Source organism: Streptomyces sp. NPDC001668 (genome assembly GCF_042893155.1).
In the GTDB taxonomy this organism is placed as follows: Bacteria; Actinomycetota; Actinomycetes; order Streptomycetales; family Streptomycetaceae; genus Streptomyces.
This window is the reverse complement of record NZ_JBIAUQ010000003.1, coordinates 190514-211810: the sequence shown is the minus strand read 5'-3', so window position 1 is coordinate 211810 and position 21297 is coordinate 190514. Positions and strand designations below refer to the sequence as shown.

Here is a 21297-nt window from a genome sequence, read left to right as displayed (position 1 = left end):
CGCTAGCCTTCAGCCACATCAACAGCGGTTCACAGCAGGCGGTCAGACAGATGGACTTCCCGGCGGATCTTCCCGCGGACTTTCCAGGGCAGGCGCACCCGCACCCCCATCCGCACGGCGGATGGCCCGGCAACGAGCTGGAGGAGGTGCTCTCGGCCTCCCTCGGCATGCCCTCGGCGGGTGGCCGGATCATCGAGGTGCTCGGCCGCAGCTTCGTGTGGGTCCCCCTGCCGAACGGCGGCGGCCCGCACAGCGGCCCCCTCGACCTGCCCACCCTGGAGATCCAGGGCCAGGCGTTCGTCCCGGTCTTCAGCTCCGAGGAGCAGTTCCGCCAGGTCGTCGGCAGCCATCTGTCGTACACCATCGCCCCGGCGGTCGAGTTCGCCCGCGGTCTGCCCCCGCACGTGGGCATCGCCGTGAACCCCGACGGGGTGGTCGGCGTCCCCCTCCCGCCCGCCGCCGTCGCCGACCTGTGCCGGGTGGGCCGCACCCCGCTGGACGGGCCCAACACCGGCGGCCGGGTCAAGCTCTACGAGCCGGACTGGCAGGACGACCCGGTCGACTTCCTGGCGGCCGCGTCCGCCGAGTTCGCGGCCACCGGGGTGGTCCTCACGGCCCGCCGCTGCCTGGCCGCCATCGAGACGGCCGACCCGGTGATGTTCGTGGGCGTGGAACTCTCCCAGTGGGAGGGCGACCTGCGCACCCTGCCGATGGACGCCCTGGGCCGGGCCCTCGGGCACACCCCGGTGCGGTGGCCGGTCAACCTGGTGCTGCTGGACGTGGCGGACGACCCGGTGGGCCACTGGATGCGAGGGCAGGTACGCCCCTTCTACACACAGGGGACCTGACCTCCCCAGGGGCGCGGGAACCGGCCCCCGGGCGCTTAAGCTGTTCCCGTACTCGGGGTGACGAACAAGGAAGGGGCGGTCCAGGTGAGCGCCAGCGGCACGGGCACCGCGACCGGCACGGTCGAGCACATGCTGCGCCAGGTGACGCCCGGGCGCTACGACGCCTACGAGGCCTTGCTCAAGGCACTCGCGACCCCCGGTTCCGGCCAGATCTGGATGCTCCTGTGGCACGGCCAGTCCGGCTCCCCGGACGCCCAGTACGGGACCATGGAGGTCGACGGCTACGGCTACGCCCCCTGTGTGACCTCGGCCCAGGAGCTGAGTGCCAGCGGCTGGAACCGTTCGTACGAGGTGGCCGACGGCATCGACGTGGCCCGCACCCTCTACCCCGACCACTACGGCCTCTGGCTCAACCCGCACGCCCCCGGCGGCGGGGTCGGCATCCCCTGGCTCGACCTGCGGCGCATCGCGACGGGCCTGGAGCGCCAGCCCGCGGGGCCGCTCCGGCTCTCCGAACCCGGCATCGAGATCCCCCAGTTCTACGCCCTGCTCGTGCAGAACGCCCACCGCACCCCGGCGGTCCGCTCGCTGCGCCGGGCCTGGGTGCAGCCGGCGCTCGGGGCGCCGTATCTCGCCATCGGTCTCGACGTGTACGAGACCAGCCCCTCGGCGGTGGACTCGGTGCGCGCGATGATGCAGCAGTCCATCGGGGCCGTCCCGGAGGGGCTGCCGGTGTCGACCGTGGCGATGTCCGACGAGTACGACCCGGTGGCGCTGTGGATGCGTGCCGGGGCGCGTCCGTTCTACGACCGTGAGGCCCACGGATCCCCCGCCCAGGCACCGGTGGCAGGGTACGGCTACCCCCCGGCGCGCGGCGGTTACTGAGAGCGATGACCACCATTCGGCTGGTTTACGTAACAGCCACGTTTCTTCGCGCGTAGATACCGGCAGATCATCCCGAACGTCGCCTATTGTGCCGTTCTGTCCCAACTGGCGGGTGTCCGAGGGGCGTTACCCACTGTTCGGATAACGGAATCCCTCGTACTGCATCACGGTTACGCATACTTTCCTCGCCAGGCCTGGCGGGTGATCGCAGCGAAGCTGAAGACTCCCGAGTCAGACGCAGGATCGGACGTTCCTGTGAACTGAGCAAGTCGACAAAGCCGTAATCCACGGCGGGTGTAGGCCGGTCACCACCGGCGAGAGGGGTCGGGTCACTGTGACCGCACCGATCGAGACCACCGGGGCGCAGGCCGAGGCGCAGCCGGAGGCTGTCCTCGTCGGCGTCGACAAGGGGCAGATCGAGGGCCGTTCCCTGGGGCAGATCGCCTGGTCCCGGTTCAAGAAGGACAAGGTGGCGGTCGCCGGTGGCGTGATCGTCATCCTGCTGATCCTGCTCGCGGTGCTCTCCCGCCCCATCCAGGCCATGTTCGGCCTGGACCCCAACGCCCTGCACCAGGATCTGATCGACCCGAACACCTCGCTGCCCAAGGGCGACTTCGGCGGCATGAGCTGGGACCACCCGCTCGGTGTGGAGCCGAAGTTCGGCCGCGACATCGCCACCCGCATCCTCGAGGGCTCCTGGGTCTCGCTGGTCGTCGCCTTCGGCGCCACGATCCTGTCCAACACGATCGGCGCGGTGCTCGGCGTGGTCGCCGGCTACTACGGCGGACGGGTCGACACGATCATCAGCCGGCTGATGGACACCTTCCTGGCGTTCCCTCTCCTGCTGTTCGCCATCGCCATCTCGGCCACGCTCCAGGGCGGCGCCTTCGGCCTGGAGGGTCTGCCGCTGCACATCAGCGTGCTGATCTTCGTCATCGGCTTCTTCAACTGGCCCTACCTGGGCCGCATCGTGCGCGGCCAGACCCTGGCCCTGCGCGAGCGGGAGTTCGTCGACGCCTCGCGCGGGATGGGGGCCAAGGGGCCGTACATCCTCTTCCGGGAGCTGCTGCCGAACCTCGTCGGCCCGATCATCGTCTACTCGACGCTGCTCATCCCGACCAACATCCTCTTCGAGGCGTCGCTGAGCTTCCTCGGCGTCGGCATCCAGCCTCCCCAGGCCTCCTGGGGCGGCATGCTCAACCAGGCCGTCACCTACTACCAGGTCGACCCGCAGTTCATGATCGTGCCTGGTCTGGCCATCTTCGTGACCGTCCTGGCGTTCAACCTGCTCGGCGACGGTCTCCGCGACGCTCTCGACCCGCGCAGCCGCTGACCGCGGCTGCCGCGAGAGTCCAAAGATTTCCGACAAAAAGGGGAAGCAGACCATCATGCGAAGGTCAGCGCTGGCCGCGGTGGCGGCCATCGGCAGTGCGAGCCTGTTGCTCTCGGCTTGCAGCAAGGCCGATGACAACAGTGATAACGGAAGCAAGTCGGCTGGGGCCAACGCAGCGACCAAGGGTGTCGTCAACGCCTCCACCCAGAAGGGTGGGACGGTCACGTACGAGTACTCCGACGTCCCGGACTCCTTCGACCCCGGCAACACGTACTACGCCTACATGTACAACCTCAGCCGGCTGTACGCCCGCCCGCTGATGACCTTCAAGCCCGGTCCGGGCGAGGAGGGCAACACGCTGGTCCCGGACCTCGCCGAGAAGGCGGGCGAGCCGAGCGAGGGCGGCAAGACCTGGACGTACAAGATCCGCTCGGGTCTGAAGTACCAGGACGGCACGCCGATCACCTCGAAGGACGTCAAGTACGCCGTCGAGCGCTCCAACTTCGCGCGTGACGTGCTCTCGCTCGGCCCGAACTACTTCCAGCAGTTCATGCAGGGCGGCAAGGCCTACAAGGGCCCCTACAAGGACAAGAGCCCCGAGGGCCTGAAGTCCATCGAGACGCCGGACGACACCACGATCGTCTTCAAGCTGAACCGTCCCTTCCAGGAGTTCGACTACCTGGTCGCGACGCCGCAGACGGCTCCGGTGCCGCAGGCCAAGGACACCGGCATCGACTACGTCAAGAGCATCGTGTCCTCGGGCTCGTACAAGTTCCAGAGCTACGACGACGGCAAGCAGGCCGTCCTCGTCAGGAACGAGAACTGGGACCCGAAGACCGACCCGCTGCGCAAGCAGTACCCGGACAAGATCGTCATCAAGCTCAAGGTCAACGCCGAGACGATCGACCAGGACGTCCAGGCCGGCGACGCGATCGACCTCGGCGGTACCGGTGTCCAGGCCGCGACCCAGGCGAAGGTCGTCAACAGCGCCGACCTGAAGGCCAACACGGACAACACCTACGGTGGCCGTCTGGTCTACATGGCGATCAACAACCAGGTCGCGCCGTTCGACAAGGTCGAGTGCCGCAAGGCCGTCGAGTACGCCGTCGACAAGGTCTCCGTGCAGACCGCCGAGGGCGGTCCGATCCGCGGTGACGTCGCCACCACGGTCCTGCCCCCGGACATCAAGGGCTACTCGAAGGCCGACGTCTACGCGACCCCCGGCAACAAGGGTGACGTCGCCAAGGCCAAGGAGCAGCTGAAGGCCTGCGGCAAGACGTCGATCAACACCAACATCTCGGCGCGCAGCGACCGCCCGCAGGAGATCGACGCGGCCACCGCGATCATCGCCTCGCTGAAGAAGGTCGGCATCAACGCCAGCCTGAAGCAGTACCCGTCGGGCAAGTACTTCACCGACTACGCGGGTGTGCCGACGTTCGACAAGCAGCAGAACATCGGCCTGCACATGATGCAGTGGGGTGCCGACTGGAACTCCGGCTACGGCTTCCTCCAGCAGATCCTGCACGGTGACGCGATCGGCACGTCCGGCAACACCAACCTCTCGTATCTGAACGACAAGCAGATCAACGAGATGCTGGAGAAGGCCATCGCCACCGAGGACGACACCGCGCGCAACGCCCTGTACGGGGAGATCGACAAGCGTGCGATGGACCTGGCGGCGCTGGTCCCGCTGACCTACTTCAAGGTCCTGCTGTACCGTCCCGCGGGCTTCACCAACCTGGTGTCCACGGCGGCCTTCAGCGGTCAGTACGACTACCTCAACATCGGCACGACCAAGAAGTAGCCCCGGAAGGCAGGTGAAGGCATTGGTGCCCGTGGGCCTCGCGGCCCGCGGGCACCAGCGCCGGTCCCCGTGATCTCGTACATCCTCCGTCGGACGTTCGCGGCAGTGATCCTGCTGCTGGTCGTCACCGCGGTCACCTTCGCGATCTTCTTCCTGCTGCCGCGGATGGCCGGCCAGACCGCCGACCAGCTCGCGCAGCAGTACATCGGAAAGAGTCCGACGAAGGCCGACATCGCCGCGGTCAAGCAGAACCTCGGTCTGGACGAGCCCCTGTATGCCCAGTACTGGCACTTCATCAAGGGGATCGTGGCCGGAGCCACCTACAACCTGGGGCCCACGACGGCGCACTGTGACGCGCCGTGCTTCGGCTACTCCTTCAAGACCCACCAGGCGGTCTGGCCGCAGCTGACCTCACGCATTCCGGTGACCTTCTCGCTGGCGGCCGGTGCCGCCGTGCTGTGGCTGGTCTCCGGTGTGGTGATCGGCGTGATCTCCGCGCTCAAGCCCCGCAGCTTCTTCGACCGCACCTTCATGGGCGTCGCGCTCGCCGGCGTCTCGCTGCCCATGTTCTTCACGGGCAGCCTGGCGATCCTGCTCTTCACCTACCACTGGCCGATCTTCGGCCGCACCTACGTACCGTTCACCGAGAACCCGGCCCAGTGGGCCAACACGCTCTTCCCGGCCTGGTGCTCGCTCGCGCTCCTGTACTCCGCCATCTACGCGCGGCTGACCCGCTCGGGCATGCTGGAGACGATGAACGAGGACTTCATCCGCACGGCCCGCGCCAAGGGCCTGCGGGAGCGCAACGTGGTGACCCGGCACGGGCTGCGGGCCGCGCTGACCCCGATCATCACCGTCTTCGGCATGGACCTCGGTCTGCTGCTCGGCGGCGCGGTGATCACCGAGACGGTGTTCTCGCTGCCCGGCATCGGCCAGTACGCGGTGCAGGGCATCACCGCCAACGACCTGCCCCCGATCCTCGGCGTCACCCTGCTCGCCGCCCTCTTCGTCGTGATCGCAAATCTCCTGGTGGACCTGTTGTACGCCGCCGCCGACCCGCGGGTGAGGCTCTCGTGACCGAACTCTCCAAGACCGGTGCCGCCCTGGGCGAGCCGGCTCCGGGGAACGCCCCCGACGCCTTCCTCGCGGTCCGCGACCTCAAGGTGCACTTCCCGACCGACGACGGCCTGGTCAAGTCCGTCGACGGGCTCAGCTTCCAGGTGGAGAAGGGCAAGACCCTCTGCATCGTGGGTGAGTCGGGCTCCGGCAAGTCCGTCACCTCGCTGGCGATCATGGGCCTGCACCGGCTCGGGGCACAGGGCAAGCACGTGCAGATGTCCGGCGAGATCTGGCTGGACGGCAAGGAACTGGTCTCCGCCGACCCGGACGAGGTGCGCCGGCTGCGCGGCCGCGAGATGGCGATGATCTTCCAGGACCCGCTGTCCGCGATGCACCCGTACTACACGATCGGCAACCAGATCGTGGAGGCGTACCGGGTCCACAACGACGTCAGCAAGAAGGTCGCGCGCAAGCGGGCCGTCGAGATGCTCGACCGGGTCGGCATCCCCGAGCCGGACAAGCGCGTGGACGGCTACCCGCACGAGTTCTCCGGCGGTATGCGCCAGCGCGCGATGATCGCCATGGCGCTGGTCAACAACCCCGAACTGCTCATCGCGGACGAGCCGACGACCGCCCTCGACGTCACCGTCCAGGCGCAGATCCTCGACCTCATCCGGGACCTGCAGAAGGAGTTCGGCTCCGCGGTCGTCCTCATCACCCACGACCTGGGTGTGGTCGCCGAGATCGCCGACGACGTGCTCGTGATGTACGGCGGCCGGTGCGTGGAGCGCGGCAGCGTCGACGACGTCTTCGAGCGCCCGCAGCACCCGTACACCTGGGGGCTGCTCGGCTCGATGCCGCGCATCGACCGGGAGACCTCCGAGCGGCTCATCCCCGTCAAGGGACAGCCGCCGAGCCTCATCAACGTCCCCTCGGGCTGCGCCTTCCACCCCCGCTGCCCGTACGCGGACATCCCCAAGGGCGATGTCACCCGTACCGTGCGCCCGGAGCTCCAGCAGGTCGGCGGCGGGCACTTCTCCGCGTGCCACCTCTCGCCGGAGGACCGCACGCGGATCTGGACCGAAGAGATTGCGCCGAAGCTGTGAGTGACGCCGAAGCTGTGAGTGAGACGAAGAAGACGGACGCGGGTGCGGCCGCCGCCCCCGCCGAGCGCGAGGTGCTGCTCAAGGTCGAGGGCCTGCAGAAGCACTTCCCGATCCGCAAGGGCGTCCTCCAGCGCCAGGTCGGCGCGGTCAAGGCGGTCGACGGCATCGACTTCGAGGTGCGCAAGGGCGAGACCCTCGGCGTGGTCGGCGAGTCGGGCTGCGGCAAGTCGACCATGGGCCGGGTCATCACCCGTCTCCAGGAACCGACCGGCGGCTCGATCCACTTCGAGGGCCAGGACATCACACGGCTGAACGCGGCCGGGATGCGTCCGCTGCGGCGGGACATCCAGATGATCTTCCAGGACCCGTACGGCTCCCTGAACCCCCGGCACACCATCGGCGGGATCGTCTCGGCGCCGTTCCGGCTCCAGGGCGTGGAGCCCGAGGGCGGGGTGAAGCGGGAGGTCCAGCGCCTGCTGGAGCTGGTGGGTCTGAGCCCCGAGCACTACAACCGCTACCCGCACGAGTTCTCCGGCGGCCAGCGCCAGCGCATCGGCATCGCCCGCGCGCTGGCCCTGAAGCCGAAGCTGGTGGTCGCGGACGAGCCGGTCTCGGCCCTCGACGTGTCGATCCAGGCGCAGGTCGTGAACCTGATGGACGACCTCCAGAAGGAGCTCGGCCTCACGTACGTGATCATCGCGCACGACCTGTCCGTCGTACGGCACGTCTCGGACCGCATCGCGGTGATGTACCTCGGCAAGATCGTCGAACTCGCCGACCGCACCTCGCTGTACGAGGCGCCGATGCACCCGTACACCAAGGCCCTGATGTCGGCCGTCCCGGTGCCCGACCCCAAGCGCCGCGGCGCCAAGTCCGAGCGCATCCTGCTCCGCGGCGACGTCCCCTCCCCGATCTCCCCGCCCTCCGGCTGCCGCTTCCACACGCGGTGCTGGAAGGCGACGGAGATCTGCCGGACGACCGAGCCCGCGCTGATCGAGCTGCGTCCCGGCCAGCGCGTGGCCTGCCACCACCCGGAGAACTTCGCGGACCAGGCTCCCCAGGACACGGTCCTCCTGTCGGCGGCCAAGGAGGCGGCCGCGCTGGTCGCCGAGGACGTCCGGGCGGAGTCCGCGGAGACGTCGGCGGCGGTGGCGGCGGAGGCGGCGGGCTCCCAGGAGGCCGCGCCCTCCGAGGGGGCGGCCGAGAAGTCCGCGGTCGAGGTCACGGCGGACGCCGAGGCCACGGCCGGCAAGACCGGCCCGGGGGCGAAGACCACGCCCGCATCCGGACTCCAGGAACCGGCCGCGGCCGAGGCGCCCGTCTCCGACACTCCCGCCTCGCCGGAACCGGAAGCCGACGGTCAGGAGCCAACCGACAAGTAACGCATGACAAGTTGGCAAAGTCATGCACATGCCCGAACGGGAGAGTGAAGAGTCGTCCGTGTCCGACTGATCGGCACACGCTCGAAAGGGACGGCTCATGAAACTCTCCCGTTCGGCACGCTCAGGAGCCACCGTCACCGCGGTGGCTTCCTTCTTTGTCATCGCGGCCGCCCCGGGCCCGAACCCCGGTGCCCCCGGCATCGGCGACCCCTACTTCCCGGACCTCGGCAACGGCGGCTTCGACGCCCGCCACTACACCCTCGACGTGGCGTACAACCCGGACACCGACCGTCTGGACGGCCGTACGACACTCACGGCCCGCGCCACCCAGAACCTCTCGTCCTTCGACCTGGACCTCCAGAAGCTGGAGGTCACCGGAGTCGAGGTGAACGGCAGACGCGCCCAGTTCACGCGCGACGGCGACGAGATCCGCATCACCCCGCGCCAATCCCTGCGCAAGGGCAAGGACTTCACCGTCGCCGTCACCTACGGCGGCATCCCGGAGCCTCTCAGCGGCCCGATCGTCTTCGGCTCCGACTACGGCTGGATGAAGACCCCCGACGGAGTCTTCGTCGCCTGCGAACCCAACGCGGCCTCCACCTGGTTCCCGTCCAGCGACCATCCCGCCGACAAGGCCACTTACGACATCCGCATCAAGACCCCCAAGGGCCTGACCGCGGTCTCCAACGGCCGGCTCGTGTCGACGTACGACAAGGGCGGCTCGACGTACACCCACTGGCGCGAGAAGAAGCCGATGGCGACCTACCTCGCGACCGCGACCATCGGGAAGTTCGACGTCCGCACCGGGACGACCCCCGGCGGCATCCCCATCTACACCGCCATCGACCCGGTCCTCAGCAACAGCAACAACGTCGACGTGTACGGCGTCACCGCCGAGGCCACCGACTACTGGTCGCAGGTCTTCGGGCCGTATCCCTTCGAGGAGACCGGCGCGATCGTCGACGACATGCCGCAGGCGGGGTTCTCGCTGGAGGTGCAGTCGAAGCCGGTGTACTCGGCGGTGCGCAACGAGACGACGATCGTGCACGAGCTGGCCCACCAGTGGTTCGGGGACAGCGTCTCCGTCGAGCGCTGGAAGGACATCTGGCTCAACGAGGGCTTCGCCACCTACGCCCAGTGGCTGTGGGCCGAGCACAAGGGCACCCGCTCCGCCCACGACTCCTTCGTCGCCGGCTACGACTCCCGCCCCGCCGACAGCCCCTTCTGGCAGATCACCGTCGGCGACCCGCAGCGCGACACGATGTTCGCCTCCGCCGTCTACCAGCGCGGCGCGATGACCCTCCAGGTGCTGCGCGAACGCATCGGCGACAAGGCCTTCTTCGAGCTGCTGCCGGCCTGGACGAAGCTCCACCGCTACGGCAACGCGAACACCGCCGACTTCATCCGCCTCGCCGAGAAGGTCAGCGGACAGCAGCTCGACGACCTGTTCCGGACCTGGCTCTTCACGACGGGCAAGCCCGCCCGGTAAAAGCCGCTGCGCAAGAATGCGGTGTGCTCCAGCAACTGTTCAGTCCCTCCGTCCAGCACACGCTCGACCTCGTCGGCATCTTCGTGTTCGCGATCTCCGGCGCGCTGCTGGCCGTCCGCAAGAACTTCGACGTCTTCGGCATCGCCGTACTCGCCGAGGTCACGGCGCTGGGCGGAGGGCTCTTCCGGGACCTGATCATCGGCGCGGTACCACCCGCCGCCTTCACGGACCTGGGCTACTTCCTCACCCCGCTGCTCGCCGCCCTCCTGGTCGTCTTCCTGCACCCGCACGTGGAGCGCATCCAGGTGGGCGTGAACGTCTTCGACGCGGCCGGACTCGGTCTGTTCTGCGTCGCCGGGACGACGAAGGCGTACGAGTACGGGCTCGGCCTGACCCAGTCCGCGACCCTGGGACTGGCCACCGCCGTCGGCGGCGGTGTGCTCAGGGACGTGCTCGCCAACGAGGTGCCGTCACTGCTGCGCTGGGACCGCGACCTGTACGCGGTCCCGGCGATCGTCGGCGCCACCATGGTCGTCCTGTGCATCCGCTACGACGTCCTCAGCCCGGTCACGAGCGGCCTGGCCGCGCTCACGGCCTTCGTACTGCGGTTGCTCGCGATGCGGTTCCACTGGCGAGCTCCGCGGGCCTGGAACCGCCGGTCGACCGTGCGTGAGGAGTAGCGCCCGCCCGGCCGTGCAGCAGCCCCATCTCCTCGGTCAGCCAGCGGAACGCCGGCACCACCTGCGGCATCCACAACTTCATGTTGTGGCCGCCGGCGCTCTTAGGGATGTAGACGACGTGCACGGTCGTCGGTGCCTTCGCGACCTGTTCGAGGCCCACGGCCGCCTCGTAGCCGTCGCCCGGCTGGCCGGACTGGTAGAGCGCGATCGCGGGCGGGGTACGGGCCTCGCGCAGCAGGACATAGGGGTTGTTGGCGCGGCGCAGGGCGGGGGTCTCCGAGGCCAGCGAGTTGCGTTCGCCGATCGGGTCGTTGTAGCCGGACATGCTGACCGCGGCCCGGTAGCGGTCGGGGTGGGCGACCGCGAGCTTGGTCGCGCAGTGCCCGCCCGCGGAGTACCCGGCCGCGGCCCAGCCCGCAGGGCCGGACTGGGCGCGGAAGTTGTCCGTGACCATCTTCGGCACGTCGACGCTGAGCCAGGTGTCGGCGTTCACCGTGCCCGTGATGTTGGCGCAGCCGGTGTCCACCCCGGCCAGCAGGTTCATGCGCGGGGCGACCAGGATGAAGGGCGCCACCGTGCCGTCCCGCATCAGGGGGCGCAGCTGGTTCACCGCGTGCAGCGACCCGAACCAGGCCTTCGCCGAGCCGGGATAGCCCGACAGCAGCTCCACCACGGGGAACCTGTGGTGCCGGTAGGCGGGCTCCCCGTACTGCGGCGGCAGCCAGACGTAGACCTCGGCGTTCACCCCTGAGACCCGGCCCTTGAGCTGGGTGACCCGCACGCCCTTCATGCCGGGGCCGGAGGCGTCCGTGAAGTGCTGCCTCACCCTGGGCAACCGTTTCAGCGAGATGCCGCCGGTGCCGTCGGCGCCGAGGTTGGCGGCCTGCTGGACGTGGTTGCCGGTGCCGAGCAGGTCGGCCCAGTTGTCGTACAGGTTGTTCTGGTTGTTGACCAGCACGAAGACGAGGCCGACGGCCGTTCCCTGGGCGAACAGCACCATCAGTACGCGGGCGGCGGCGCGTGCGATCCGGGGTCCCCGCAGCCGCGACCACAGGGCGAGCGGCAGGACGAGGGCGAGGACGGACAGCACGATCAGCGTGTAGAGGAACGTGGTCCCGGTGAGGCTCATGTCCCTGTAGAGGGGGGTTCCGGGGCGTGGGTTTACGGACGAGTACGGACACTTACCGAGAAATTAGCCGCGTCTCACCTGGTCGCCGAGAGTGAGAAAGCTACCGCTTAGTAGTGTCTTGTTGTACCGTTCAGGCATGCCAGAAGCAGCCTCCGCCACGCGTGCCACGATCGGCGACAGCGAGTTCGACCGGGACACCGCGGTCACCCGCCGCGCACCCGGCGTCTACGACATCGACCTCTCCGCGGGCTGGACGATCATCAGCGCGGTCAACGGCGGCTACCTCCTGGCCGTCCTGGGCCGCGCCCTCGCGGACGCCCTGCCGCACGCCGACCCGTTCACGATCTCCGCGCACTACCTGACCGCGTCCCGGCCCGGACCGGCGGTGATCCGCACGGACGTGGTCCGCACCGGCCGCACCCTCTCCACCGGCCAGGCCTCGCTCCTCCAGTACGACGACGAGGGCAGGGAGGTCGAACGCATCCGCGTCCTCGCCTCCTACGGCGACCTCGACTCCCTCCCCGACGACGTCCGTACGACGGCCAGGCCGCCCGCCTTCCCGCCCATGGACCAGTGCTTCGGCCCCGAGGACGGACCCGCCCCCGTCGAGGGCAGCTCCGCCATCACCGACCGGCTGATGCTCAAGCTGGACCCGTCGACCCTGGGCTGGGCCCTCGGCGCGCCCTCCGGCAAGGGCGAGATGCGCTCCTGGTTCGGGCTCGCCGACGGCCGGGACCCCGACCCCCTCTCGCTGCTCCTCGCGGTGGACGCGCTGCCGCCCACGGCCTTCGAGATCGGCCTCAAGGGCTGGGTGCCCACGGTCGAACTGACCGTCCACGTCAGGCATCGCCCAGCCCCGGGCCCCCTCCGCGTCTCCATCACCACCCGCAACCTCGCCGGCGGCTTCCTGGAGGAGGACGCCGAGGTCTGGGACAGCGAGGACCGACTGGTCGCACAGTCGCGGCAACTGGCGCGGGTGCGGCTCGGCTGACGGGCGGGCCCGGCCGGACCCACCCAGGGGGCGGGGTCATGGATCCTTGACCCGTGAAGTCCGACCGCCTCCTGTCGATCCTCCTGCTCCTGCAGACCCGCGGCCGGGTGCCCGCGCACGAACTCGCCGACCGGCTTGAGGTGTCCGTGCGCACCATCTACCGGGACGTGGAGGCCCTGTCGGCCGCCGGTGTGCCCGTCTACGCCGAGCGCGGGCGACACGGCGGCATCGAACTCCTCGCCGGCTTCCGCACCGACGTCACCGGCCTGACCGCCGACGAGTCCCGCGCCCTGTTCATCCTGGCCGCCCAGGGCGCCCACGCGGCCCTCGGCCTGGACTCCGCCCTCGGCTCGGCGCTGCGCAAGGTGATGGCCGCGCTGCCCGCCCCGCACCGCCCGGCCGCCGAGGCCACCTCCCGTCGCATCCTGGTCGACGCCACCCGCTGGAAGGGCGGACCACAGCGGTCCGTGGACCTGGCGGCCCTTCAGGACGCCGTCTTCGCCGACCGCCGACTGCGGCTGCGCTACCGGCACAGCGGGGAGCGGGAGACACGGACGTACACCGTCGACCCGTACGGCCTCGTCGCCAAGGCGGGTGTCTGGTACCTGGTCGCCGACCGGCGGGGGCTGCCGCGCCTGTTCCGTGCCGACCGGGTGCACACCGCGGCTGTACTGGACGACCCCGTCAGGCGCCGGCCCGGCGTCGAACTCGCCGACGTCTGGGAGGCGTTGCGCCGCCAGGTCGAGGAGCGACCCGGCGGCATCGACGTCACCGTGCGGGTCCGCCGCGACCGACTCGACCTGTTTCTGCGGCTGATGGCCCCGTACCTGTCCCAACTCCCCGAGGACGACGGCGAGAACGCGTGGGTGACGGCCCGGCTCTCCCTCGGCGAGATCGGCGAGGCCCGCCAACTCCTGCAGTTCTCCGACCGCGTGGAGGTTCTTTTACCGCCCGAGGTGCGCGACGAGGTGGCCCGCGCGGCCGCTTCTGTCACGGACCTGTACCAGCGGGTGAGTGGGCGGTCCTCGCGGAACCCCAGCTCAGACGGGCTGCTTTAGTCGCGCTTTGCCTCCCGCACAGGCGGGGGACAGGCCGGGCCCAACGAAGGCTCAGGAGCGGTTGCGACAGTTCCCGGCCTCAGGACTTCCTCATCTTCCCCGGAGCTGTCTCTCATGAAGCGTGTGCGTCTCCTCCCCGCCGTGGCCCTGCTGGCGCTCTCGCCCCTCGCCCTGGTGGCCTGCGGCTCGGGCGACTCGTCGTCGACCTCGAACAGCGGCACCACGGGCGGGCAGAACTGTCAGGCCCCCACCGGCAACGCGTCCGGCATGCCCAGCGGCGCCCCCTCGGGCGCCCCCACCGGCAACGCGACCGCCCGGCCTTCGGGCGCGCCCGGCGGCGGCACCCCCTCCGGCAGCCCGAGCGGTGGGCCTGGCGGCGGCCAGGGGGGCCAGGGCGGCCAGGGCGGCCCCGGCGGCGGCATGGGCGGCTGCGGCGGTCCCGGCGGCGGCGCGGGCGGCGCGGCCCCGAGCGGCGCGCCCAGTGGTGCGCCGAGCGCGGCGGCGACGAAGAGCTGACATGGCGTAGGGCGCCGTACGGCAGGGGCGGTACTCCCGGTGAAAGGGGGTGCCGCCCCTGTGTGTGGTGTCTAATCCAGCCAGTGTTGGCGGCCGATGCTGATCAGTCGCATCTGACGCTCCGCCACCTGGCACACACGGTCCCGTTCCTCCGCGGGCGCCTCCAGGGCCTCCAGGAACAGGGAGGCCGTGATCAGCATTTGGTCGACGTAGAGATTGGCCAGCATCAGCAGGTCGTCGTCGCTCCAGCCTTCGGCCACCTGGTCCTTGGCCAGCTCGTCCTTCACCTCCTGCCCGAACCGGGCCAGTTGGTCCCGGATGGCCTCCCGGACCGGCTGGACACCGCCATGCCGTTCCCGGGCGATAAAACGGACATGAGCGGGGTACGCGTCCACATGACCGGCGATCAACTCGATAGCGCGCTCAATGCGTTGACCGTGGTCGTCGGCCGTGGACACCGTCGTCCGGATCATCGGGTGCAGGCTGCCCAGCGCCTGCTCGACCAGGGCCACACCGAGGTCCGCGGTGGAGCGGAAGTGCCGGTAGAACGCGGTCGGCGCGACGCCCACGGCCCGTGTGACCTCGCGCAGGCCCAGGCTGCTCAGGCTCTGTTCCTCCAGCAGGCCCAACGCCGCGTCCAGGAGCGCCTGTCGGGTCTTCTGCTTCTGTGCCTGCCGGATACCGAGGGTGTGACTCATGTCATCCAGTTAACAACTGTTCTCCGTAATTGGGAAGCCGTACAGCACGCTAGACTCTGGAGTCAGTGAACAACTGTAACCACAACTGTTCACCCAAATGTAACGACCCACGTAACGACAGCCGTATCGGAGGGGGATCCGTCCCATGCTGTTCCTCGTCGCCGCACTCATGCTGCTCGGCGTCGTCCTGGGCACCGTCGCCCACGCGCCGTTCACCTTCACCGCCGTCGCCGCCGTCGTGATCGCCGCCTGGCTGGGCATCTTCGCGCTCCGCGAGCGCCACGCCCGCCGCCGCACCCCGTCCCACTGACCGCCGCCCCACCGTCCCCAGGAGCACTGATCACCATGCAGCTCACCGCGCAGGCCGGCCCCCGTACCGGCGCCCGCGACGCCGACGGCATGGCCGTGGCGTCCTTCATCCTCGGCCTCATCGGCCTTCTGGTCCTCAACGTCTTCCTGGGCCCGATCGCCATCGTCCTGGCCTCGGTGGCCCTGTGGCGCGGCACCGCCCGCCGCGGCCGCGCCTACCTGGGCCTCGGCCTCGGCGTCGCCGACCTCCTGGTCCTGGTGGCCTTCATGCAGCTGGACAGCACGCCGTCCTGGAGCTTCTGAGGTCCACGGCGGCGGCCGGTCCTGGCCTGAGGGCGCCCACCCGCGACCCGTAGAATCGGCGTCACCATGGCATACCTCGACCACGCCGCGACCACCCCGATGCTTCCCGAGGCGGTCGAGGCACTCAGCGCCCACCTCGGCGCCACCGGCAACGCCTCTTCCCTCCACGCATCCGGCCGCAAGGCCCGCCGCACGGTCGAGGAATCCCGCGAGACCCTCGCGGAGGCGCTCGGCGCCCGCCCCAGCGAGATCGTCTTCACCTCCGGCGGCACGGAGGCCGACAACCTCGCCGTGAAGGGCCTGTACTGGTCCCGGCGCGACGCGGACCCCGCAAGGACGCGGGTGCTCGCGAGCCCGGTCGAACACCACGCCGTCCTCGACGCCGTCCACTGGCTCGGCGAACACGAGGGCGCCACCGTCGAGTACCTCCCCGTCGACAAGCACGGCCGGGTCCACCCCGACGCCCTGCGCGCGGCCATCGCCCAGAACCCCGACGACGTCGCCCTGGCCACCGTCATGTGGGCCAACAACGAGATCGGGACCGTGCTGCCGGTCCGCGAACTCGCCGACGTCGCCGCCGAGTACGGCGTCCCGCTGCACGCCGACGCCGTCCAGGCCTTCGGCCAGATCCCCGTCGACTTCGCCGCCTCCGGGCTCGCCGCGATGACGGTGTCCGGGCACAAGATCGGCGGCCCGTACGGCATCGGCGCGCTCGTCCTCGGCCGCGAGTGGACCCCCGTCCCCGTCCTGCACGGCGGCGGCCAGGAGCGCCACGTCCGCTCCGGCACCCTCGACGTCCCCGCCATCGCCTCCTTCGCGGTGGCCGGCCGCCTCGCCGCCGAACAGCGCGAGTGGTTCGCCACCGAGATCGGCGCCCTGCGCGACGCCCTGGTCGAAGCGGTCCGTACGGCCGTCCCTGACGCGATCCTCGGCGGCGACCCGGCGCCCGGGGGCCGGCTTCCGGCCAACGCCCACTTCACCTTCCCCGGCTGCGAGGGCGACTCCCTGCTCCTGCTCCTGGACGCGCAGGGCATCGAGTGCTCCACCGGCTCCGCCTGCACCGCGGGCGTCGCCCAGCCCAGCCACGTCCTGCTGGCCACCGGCACCGACCCCGACCTGGCCCGCGGCACCCTGCGCTTCTCCCTCGGCCACACCTCCACCGAGGCGGACGTCGAGGCCGTCGCGAAGGCCATCGGCCCGGCCGTGGAACGCGCCCGCGCGGCAGGCCTGACGTAACCCCCCCGCGGCGGGACACTCCGGGCGTGAACCTCGTATCGCAGGCTTCGCCCTGCCCGCGGCCGTGACCCAGGTCTAGCGCCGAGGGTCTGGTCTAGCGCCGAGCGTCCTGATCGCCGCCGGAGGTCCGTGCCTGGCCGGAGGCCGTACGCGCCGCTTTCACCAGCTTCATGTACCGGTCCCAGTCCCAGTGTTCGCCCGGGTCGGTGTGGTCCGTCCCCGGCACCTCCACGTGGCCGATGATGTGCTCGCGGTCGACGGGGATGTCGTACCGCGCGCATATCCGGGCCGTGAGCCGCGCCGAGGCCGCGTACATCGCGTCCGTGAAGTCCTCCGGCCGGTCCACGAATCCCTCGTGCTCGATGCCCACACTGCGTTCGTTGTAGGCGCGGTTGCCCGCGTGGTACGCCACGTCCAGCTCGCGGATCATCTGTGTGATGTGGCCGTCCTTGCGCACGATGTAGTGCGCGGCCGCCCCGTGCCCCGGATCCTGGAACACCTTCACCGCGCTGGCGAAACTGCCCTGGGTGACATGGATGACCACCATGTCTATGCCGTAGTCGTCGGGCCGGTCCGCGCGCCGCCAGTTCGCGTCCGAGGCCGCCACCCACTGCGCGCCGCCGAAGTCGACCGCGCCCTCGACCCGCGGCTTCTCCACCCCGGGCGCCCGCCACCACAGCCGCGCCAGCTCGTCCCGGGCCAGCACCGCGGAGCCCACGGCGGCCGCCGTCCCGCCGATCAGCAGCGCGCGGCGACCGATGCGCCGGTCGCCGTCCTCGGATGCCTCTTTCGCCCCCATGTGATCGTCAACGGATACTCGTGGGCTTCGGTTCCCGCGCCCCCGTACTCTTGAGGGGTTATGACTGACACCTCGCCGCGCCCCCTTCGCGTTCTCGCCGCCATGTCCGGAGGAGTGGACTCCGCCGTCGCCGCCGCCCGCGCCGCCGAAGCCGGCCATGACGTGACGGGCGTCCACCTCGCCCTCTCCGCGAATCCGCAATCGTTCCGCACGGGCGCGCGTGGCTGTTGCACCATCGAGGACTCCCGCGACGCCCGCCGCGCCGCCGACGTCATCGGCATCCCGTTCTACGTCTGGGACCTCGCCGACCGCTTCCGCGAGGACGTGGTCGAGGACTTCGTCGCCGAGTACGAGGCCGGCCGCACCCCCAACCCCTGCCTGCGCTGCAACGAGAAGATCAAGTTCGCCGCCCTGCTCGACAAGGCGCTGGCGCTGGGCTTCGACGCGGTGTGCACGGGCCACTACGCGAAGGTCCTGGTGGGCGAGGACGGCTCCCGTGAGCTGCACCGCGCCTCCGACATGGCGAAGGACCAGTCGTACGTCCTCGGCGTCCTGGACGAGAAGCAGCTGGCACACGCCCTGTTCCCGCTCGGCGACACGGTCACCACCAAGGACGAGATCCGCGCAGAGGCCGAGCGCCGGGGCCTCGCCGTCGCCAAGAAGCCCGACTCCCACGACATCTGCTTCATCGCCGACGGCGACACCCAGGGCTTCCTCGCCTCCCGCCTCGGCAAGGCGGAGGGCGACATCGTCGACGAGTCCGGCGCGAAGCTCGGCACCCACGAGGGCGCGTACGGCTTCACGATCGGCCAGCGCAAGGGGCTGCGCATCGGCACCCCGGCCGCCGACGGCAAGCCGCGCTACGTCCTCGACATCTCGCCGGTGAACAACACGGTGACGGTCGGCCCGGCCGCGGCCCTGGACGTCACGGCCCTGAGCGCGATCAAGCCCCGCTGGTGCGGTACGGCCCCGGCCGGCCCCGGCACCTACACCGCCCAGCTCCGCGCCCACGGCGGCGAGACCGAGGTCACGGCGGAGCTGGTCGACGGGGAGCTGCGGGTGTCGTTCACCGAGCCCGTCCGCGGAGTCGCCCCGGGGCAGACGATCGTGCTGTACGACGGCACGCGCGTGGTGGGCTCGGCGACGATCGCGACGACCACGCGCGCGACGGCGGGCGTGGCCTGACCCGTCTCCCGGCCGCGCGCGCGTGGCCGGGCCGTCACGCCGCGAAGAACTCCGTCAGGACCGGCGCGAGGGCGGTCGGGTCGATCATGTGGGTCTGGCCCTCCAGGACGCGGTACGCGCCCTTCGGGGCCGCCTCCGCGACCGCCCTCGTGCCTTCGCGCATCCACTCGGGGCTCGCGCCGCCCGCGACCGCCAGCACCGGGACCGTGACCGACGCCAGCCGGTCCCGGGGGACCAGGCCGCCGGCCATGACCGCGTTGTCGTAGGCGAGCGTCGGGGCGACCGCCTCCATGCCGGGCCACATGGGGGACTGGCGGGCGCCCTGGATCATGTCCTCGCCCATGCCGGTGAGCCGCAGGAAGAGCTCCACCGCGTCCCCGCGCCGGCCTTCGTCGAGCGCGGCCGTCAACTTCTCGGTGTACTCGGCCATCCGCTCGGCGCCGCCGTCCAGGAAGTCGGCGTACGGCGTCTCGTACACGGCGACCTTGCGCACCGGCAGTCCGCTCGCCGCGGCCTCCAGGACCAGCGCACCGCCGGACGAGACGCCGCACAGGCACGCCTCGCCGCCCGCCGCCTCGACGAGCGCGGCGAGGTCCTCGACCTCACGGGCCACCGTGTAGGGGGCCGTGTCGCCGCTCGCGCCGCGGCCCCGGCGGTCGTACACGAGGACGTCGAACCGCTCGGACAGCGGCACGGCCAGGGGCGCGACCGTGCCGCCCGTGGACATCGCGCCGCTGACGAGGATGACGGCCGGGCCCTGCCCGGTGCGCTGGAAGGCGATCGGTGTGCCGTCGCGCGAGAGGGTCTTCTTGTCCATGCCTCTGGAGACTGCCCCACAGCACGGGAATCATCGGTCAGGACACGTCGACCTCGTAGAAACAGAGGTGGTCCTTGATCTCGGCGACGGCGGGCTTCGGCTCCGGGTAGGACCACACCAGGTCGGGCGCGTCCGGCAGGGACCAGTAGGAGGCGGTGCCCTTGAAGGGGCAGTAGGTGCGGGTGTCGGAGGGGGTCAGCAGGTCGAGTCGTACGTCCTCGGCGGGGAGGTAGTACCGCGGGGGACAGCCCGTCTCGCGCAGCACGAGGGGCCGTTCGCTCTCCGCGAGGACCTGCTCGCCGTGCACCACGCGCACGTGCTGGTCTGCTTGCTCGATGGTGATCGTGTGTCCTTCGGCCATACCGGAAAAGCACTCGCGGGCCCCCGGTTCTTCCCGCGTACGGTGACGTCATGCGAATCTGCGTCTTCCTCTCCGCCGCCGACCTCGACGACCGCTACACGCGCCCCGCGCGGGAGTTCGCGAAGCTGCTGGGCAAGGGCGGTCACACGCTGGTGTGGGGCGGTTCGGACGTGGGCCTGATGAAGGTCGTCGCGGACGGGGTGCAGGAGGCGGGCGGGCGGCTCGTCGGGGTCTCGGTGGAGTTCCTGGCCGCCAAGGTCCGTCCGGGGGTCGACGAGATGGTGATCGCGAAGGACCTCGCCGAACGGAAGAAGCTGCTCCTGGAGAAGGCCGACGCCGTGGTGATCATGGTGGGTGGCACGGGCACGCTCGACGAGGCGACCGAGATCCTGGAGCTGAAGAAGCACGGGCACACGGAGAAGCCCGTCGTGCTGCTGAACACCGCCGGCTTCTACGACGGGCTGAAGGAGCAGTTCCGGCGCATGGAGGACGAGGGCTTCCTGCCCCGCCCGCTCACCGACCTGGTGTTCTTCGCGGAGGAGCCGGTGGGGGCGCTGGCTTACCTGGAGGAGTCGCTCGGTACCCGGTGACGCCGTGATGCGAGCATGGCGGCATGGCTACACATGTGATCACCGGAGCGGGCTCCGGCATCGGCGCGGCGGTGGCCCAGCGTCTGCACGCCCGCGGGGACGAACTCGTCCTGCACGCGCGGGACGCGGGCCGAGCGAAGGAGCTGGCGGCGCAGTTCCCCGGGGCGCGGACGCTGGTCGGTGACCTGGCCGATCCGGACAAGCTGAGCTGGGCCTTCTCGCACCAGACGCTGCCGGACCGGGTGGACTCCCTGCTGCACGTCGCCGGCGTGGTCGACCTCGGCCCGGTCGGCGACCTCACCCCGAAGTCCTGGCGCCACCAGCTGAACGTCAACCTGATCGCCCCCGCCGAGCTGACCCGCCACTTCCTGCCCCCACTCCGGGCGACCCGTGGCCATGTGGTGTTCGTGAACTCGGGCGCGGGACTGAACGCGCACGCCGACTGGTCCGCGTACGCCGCCTCCAAGCACGGCCTGAAGGCCCTGGCGGACTCCCTGCGCCACGAGGAGCACGAGAACGGCGTCCGCGTCACCTCGGTCTACCCCGGCCGCACGGCGAGCCCGATGCAGGCCAAGGTCCACCAGCAGGAGGGCAAGGAGTACGACGCCTCCCGGTGGATCGACCCGGAGTCGGTGGCGACGGCGATCGTGACGGCGATCGATTTGCCGAGGGACGCGGAGATCAACGACCTGACGGTCAGGCCCGGTCGCTGACGGCCC

At 70.3% G+C, this 21297-nt stretch carries 23 protein-coding genes; 18 read left to right on the top strand and 5 right to left on the bottom strand.

Features of this window, described 5'->3' with window-relative positions; genetic code table 11:
- Positions 1 to 50: 50 nt before the first annotated feature.
- The 9 genes from ACFYZ8_RS10645 to ACFYZ8_RS10605 all read left to right on the top strand — a co-directional run bounded on the left by ACFYZ8_RS10645 (position 51) and on the right by ACFYZ8_RS10605 (position 10586).
- On the top strand, positions 51 to 848 hold the full coding sequence (locus ACFYZ8_RS10645; protein WP_359030909.1) for an enhanced serine sensitivity protein SseB: 798 nt from the start codon (positions 51 to 53) through the stop codon (positions 846 to 848).
- 84 nt (positions 849 to 932) lie between these two features.
- Positions 933 to 1733, top strand: a complete 801-nt coding sequence (locus ACFYZ8_RS10640; RefSeq protein WP_359031056.1) for an enhanced serine sensitivity protein SseB C-terminal domain-containing protein — start codon at positions 933 to 935, stop codon at positions 1731 to 1733.
- 334 nt (positions 1734 to 2067) lie between these two features.
- On the top strand, positions 2068 to 3066 hold the full coding sequence (locus tag ACFYZ8_RS10635) for an ABC transporter permease (protein ID WP_359030910.1): 999 nt from the start codon (positions 2068 to 2070) through the stop codon (positions 3064 to 3066).
- A gap of 55 nt (positions 3067 to 3121) precedes the next feature.
- Complete coding sequence (locus ACFYZ8_RS10630; RefSeq protein WP_388534241.1) at positions 3122 to 4870, top strand: ABC transporter substrate-binding protein; 1749 nt, start codon at positions 3122 to 3124, stop codon at positions 4868 to 4870.
- Between the two features lie 69 nt (positions 4871 to 4939).
- Positions 4940 to 5947, top strand: coding sequence for an ABC transporter permease (locus ACFYZ8_RS10625; RefSeq protein ID WP_359030913.1), 1008 nt, complete (start codon positions 4940 to 4942; stop codon positions 5945 to 5947).
- Positions 5944 to 7035 (top strand): ABC transporter ATP-binding protein, encoded by a 1092-nt coding sequence (locus tag ACFYZ8_RS10620; protein ID WP_388534238.1) that lies wholly within the window; start codon positions 5944 to 5946, stop codon positions 7033 to 7035. Before ACFYZ8_RS10625 ends, ACFYZ8_RS10620 begins: the two co-directional genes overlap by 4 nt.
- Before the next feature lie 14 nt (positions 7036 to 7049).
- The gene (locus ACFYZ8_RS10615; RefSeq protein ID WP_359030914.1) at positions 7050 to 8417 is read left to right on the top strand and encodes a dipeptide ABC transporter ATP-binding protein; all 1368 of its coding nucleotides are present in this window, start codon (positions 7050 to 7052) and stop codon (positions 8415 to 8417) included.
- Positions 8418 to 8514: 97 nt separating this feature from the next.
- On the top strand, positions 8515 to 9906 hold the full coding sequence (locus tag ACFYZ8_RS10610) for a M1 family metallopeptidase (RefSeq protein ID WP_388534235.1): 1392 nt from the start codon (positions 8515 to 8517) through the stop codon (positions 9904 to 9906).
- Between the two features lie 23 nt (positions 9907 to 9929).
- The gene (locus tag ACFYZ8_RS10605) at positions 9930 to 10586 is read left to right on the top strand and encodes a trimeric intracellular cation channel family protein (RefSeq protein ID WP_359030916.1); all 657 of its coding nucleotides are present in this window, start codon (positions 9930 to 9932) and stop codon (positions 10584 to 10586) included.
- Here ACFYZ8_RS10605 and ACFYZ8_RS10600 read toward each other — a convergent pair.
- Positions 10495 to 11715: an alpha/beta hydrolase gene (locus ACFYZ8_RS10600; protein ID WP_388534232.1), complete on the bottom strand. Its 1221-nt coding sequence runs from the start codon at positions 11713 to 11715 to the stop codon at positions 10495 to 10497. The genes ACFYZ8_RS10605 and ACFYZ8_RS10600 overlap by 92 nt on opposite strands.
- Positions 11716 to 11851: 136 nt before the next feature.
- Between ACFYZ8_RS10600 and ACFYZ8_RS10595 the strand changes: the two genes are divergently transcribed.
- The 3 genes from ACFYZ8_RS10595 to ACFYZ8_RS10585 all read left to right on the top strand — a co-directional run bounded on the left by ACFYZ8_RS10595 (position 11852) and on the right by ACFYZ8_RS10585 (position 14280).
- Positions 11852 to 12706: a thioesterase family protein gene (locus ACFYZ8_RS10595; protein WP_359030918.1), complete on the top strand. Its 855-nt coding sequence runs from the start codon at positions 11852 to 11854 to the stop codon at positions 12704 to 12706.
- Between the two features lie 53 nt (positions 12707 to 12759).
- Complete coding sequence (locus ACFYZ8_RS10590) at positions 12760 to 13764, top strand: helix-turn-helix transcriptional regulator (protein ID WP_388534229.1); 1005 nt, start codon at positions 12760 to 12762, stop codon at positions 13762 to 13764.
- Positions 13765 to 13878: 114 nt separating this feature from the next.
- Positions 13879 to 14280, top strand: a complete 402-nt coding sequence (locus ACFYZ8_RS10585) for a hypothetical protein (RefSeq protein WP_388534226.1) — start codon at positions 13879 to 13881, stop codon at positions 14278 to 14280.
- Positions 14281 to 14351: 71 nt separating this feature from the next.
- Here the strand turns inward: ACFYZ8_RS10585 and ACFYZ8_RS10580 are convergent, their stop codons facing one another.
- Positions 14352 to 14978 (bottom strand): TetR family transcriptional regulator, encoded by a 627-nt coding sequence (locus tag ACFYZ8_RS10580; RefSeq protein WP_388534225.1) that lies wholly within the window; start codon positions 14976 to 14978, stop codon positions 14352 to 14354.
- Between the two features lie 145 nt (positions 14979 to 15123).
- Here ACFYZ8_RS10580 and ACFYZ8_RS10575 point away from each other — a divergent pair, with 145 nt between their 5' ends.
- The 3 genes from ACFYZ8_RS10575 to ACFYZ8_RS10565 all read left to right on the top strand — a co-directional run bounded on the left by ACFYZ8_RS10575 (position 15124) and on the right by ACFYZ8_RS10565 (position 16826).
- Positions 15124 to 15288: a hypothetical protein gene (locus ACFYZ8_RS10575; RefSeq protein WP_359030922.1), complete on the top strand. Its 165-nt coding sequence runs from the start codon at positions 15124 to 15126 to the stop codon at positions 15286 to 15288.
- Positions 15289 to 15323: 35 nt separating this feature from the next.
- A complete protein-coding gene (locus ACFYZ8_RS10570; protein WP_359030923.1) occupies positions 15324 to 15590 on the top strand; it encodes a DUF4190 domain-containing protein in 267 nt (88 codons plus the stop codon).
- A 66-nt stretch (positions 15591 to 15656) separates the two neighbouring features.
- Positions 15657 to 16826, top strand: coding sequence for a cysteine desulfurase family protein (locus ACFYZ8_RS10565; RefSeq protein WP_359030924.1), 1170 nt, complete (start codon positions 15657 to 15659; stop codon positions 16824 to 16826).
- Between the two features lie 94 nt (positions 16827 to 16920).
- Here the strand turns inward: ACFYZ8_RS10565 and ACFYZ8_RS10560 are convergent, their stop codons facing one another.
- Positions 16921 to 17625, bottom strand: coding sequence for an N-acetylmuramoyl-L-alanine amidase (locus ACFYZ8_RS10560; RefSeq protein ID WP_359030925.1), 705 nt, complete (start codon positions 17623 to 17625; stop codon positions 16921 to 16923).
- 60 nt (positions 17626 to 17685) lie between these two features.
- Between ACFYZ8_RS10560 and mnmA the strand changes: the two genes are divergently transcribed.
- Positions 17686 to 18810, top strand: coding sequence for a tRNA 2-thiouridine(34) synthase MnmA (gene mnmA, locus ACFYZ8_RS10555; RefSeq protein WP_388534220.1), 1125 nt, complete (start codon positions 17686 to 17688; stop codon positions 18808 to 18810).
- Between the two features lie 34 nt (positions 18811 to 18844).
- On the opposite strand, the gene ACFYZ8_RS10550 is transcribed toward mnmA, so the two are convergent.
- Together ACFYZ8_RS10550 and ACFYZ8_RS10545 are read right to left on the bottom strand one after the other, a co-directional pair.
- Positions 18845 to 19627 (bottom strand): alpha/beta hydrolase, encoded by a 783-nt coding sequence (locus tag ACFYZ8_RS10550; RefSeq protein ID WP_359030927.1) that lies wholly within the window; start codon positions 19625 to 19627, stop codon positions 18845 to 18847.
- 37 nt (positions 19628 to 19664) lie between these two features.
- Entirely contained in the window at positions 19665 to 19988 is a 324-nt protein-coding gene (locus ACFYZ8_RS10545; protein ID WP_359030928.1) for a DUF427 domain-containing protein, read from the bottom strand.
- A 50-nt stretch (positions 19989 to 20038) separates the two neighbouring features.
- On the opposite strand from ACFYZ8_RS10545, the gene ACFYZ8_RS10540 reads away from it, so the two are divergent.
- Together ACFYZ8_RS10540 and ACFYZ8_RS10535 are read left to right on the top strand one after the other, a co-directional pair.
- Entirely contained in the window at positions 20039 to 20578 is a 540-nt protein-coding gene (locus ACFYZ8_RS10540; protein WP_057616347.1) for a TIGR00730 family Rossman fold protein, read from the top strand.
- 23 nt (positions 20579 to 20601) lie between these two features.
- Positions 20602 to 21291 (top strand): SDR family oxidoreductase, encoded by a 690-nt coding sequence (locus ACFYZ8_RS10535; RefSeq protein WP_388534216.1) that lies wholly within the window; start codon positions 20602 to 20604, stop codon positions 21289 to 21291.
- Positions 21292 to 21297 lie beyond the last annotated feature (6 nt).

Bases quoted from the DNA above. Each gene is read 5' to 3' on its own strand.
- ACFYZ8_RS10630 (WP_388534241.1), top strand. From the start codon at position 3,122: ATGCGAAGGTCAGCGCTGGCCGCGGTGGCGGCCATCGGCAGTGCGAGC.
- ACFYZ8_RS10540 (WP_057616347.1), top strand. From the start codon at position 20,039: ATGCGAATCTGCGTCTTCCTCTCCGCCGCCGACCTCGACGACCGCTAC.
- ACFYZ8_RS10545 (WP_359030928.1), bottom strand. From the start codon at position 19,988: ATGGCCGAAGGACACACGATCACCATCGAGCAAGCAGACCAGCACGTG.
- mnmA (WP_388534220.1), top strand. From the start codon at position 17,686: ATGACTGACACCTCGCCGCGCCCCCTTCGCGTTCTCGCCGCCATGTCC.
- ACFYZ8_RS10580 (WP_388534225.1), bottom strand. From the start codon at position 14,978: ATGAGTCACACCCTCGGTATCCGGCAGGCACAGAAGCAGAAGACCCGA.
- ACFYZ8_RS10645 (WP_359030909.1), top strand. From the start codon at position 51: ATGGACTTCCCGGCGGATCTTCCCGCGGACTTTCCAGGGCAGGCGCAC.
- ACFYZ8_RS10575 (WP_359030922.1), top strand. From the start codon at position 15,124: ATGCTGTTCCTCGTCGCCGCACTCATGCTGCTCGGCGTCGTCCTGGGC.
- ACFYZ8_RS10595 (WP_359030918.1), top strand. From the start codon at position 11,852: ATGCCAGAAGCAGCCTCCGCCACGCGTGCCACGATCGGCGACAGCGAG.
- ACFYZ8_RS10585 (WP_388534226.1), top strand. From the start codon at position 13,879: ATGAAGCGTGTGCGTCTCCTCCCCGCCGTGGCCCTGCTGGCGCTCTCG.
- ACFYZ8_RS10535 (WP_388534216.1), top strand. From the start codon at position 20,602: ATGGCTACACATGTGATCACCGGAGCGGGCTCCGGCATCGGCGCGGCG.
- ACFYZ8_RS10565 (WP_359030924.1), top strand. From the start codon at position 15,657: ATGGCATACCTCGACCACGCCGCGACCACCCCGATGCTTCCCGAGGCG.
- ACFYZ8_RS10560 (WP_359030925.1), bottom strand. From the start codon at position 17,625: ATGGGGGCGAAAGAGGCATCCGAGGACGGCGACCGGCGCATCGGTCGC.
- ACFYZ8_RS10600 (WP_388534232.1), bottom strand. From the start codon at position 11,715: ATGAGCCTCACCGGGACCACGTTCCTCTACACGCTGATCGTGCTGTCC.
- ACFYZ8_RS10610 (WP_388534235.1), top strand. From the start codon at position 8,515: ATGAAACTCTCCCGTTCGGCACGCTCAGGAGCCACCGTCACCGCGGTG.
- ACFYZ8_RS10570 (WP_359030923.1), top strand. From the start codon at position 15,324: ATGCAGCTCACCGCGCAGGCCGGCCCCCGTACCGGCGCCCGCGACGCC.
- ACFYZ8_RS10550 (WP_359030927.1), bottom strand. From the start codon at position 19,627: ATGGACAAGAAGACCCTCTCGCGCGACGGCACACCGATCGCCTTCCAG.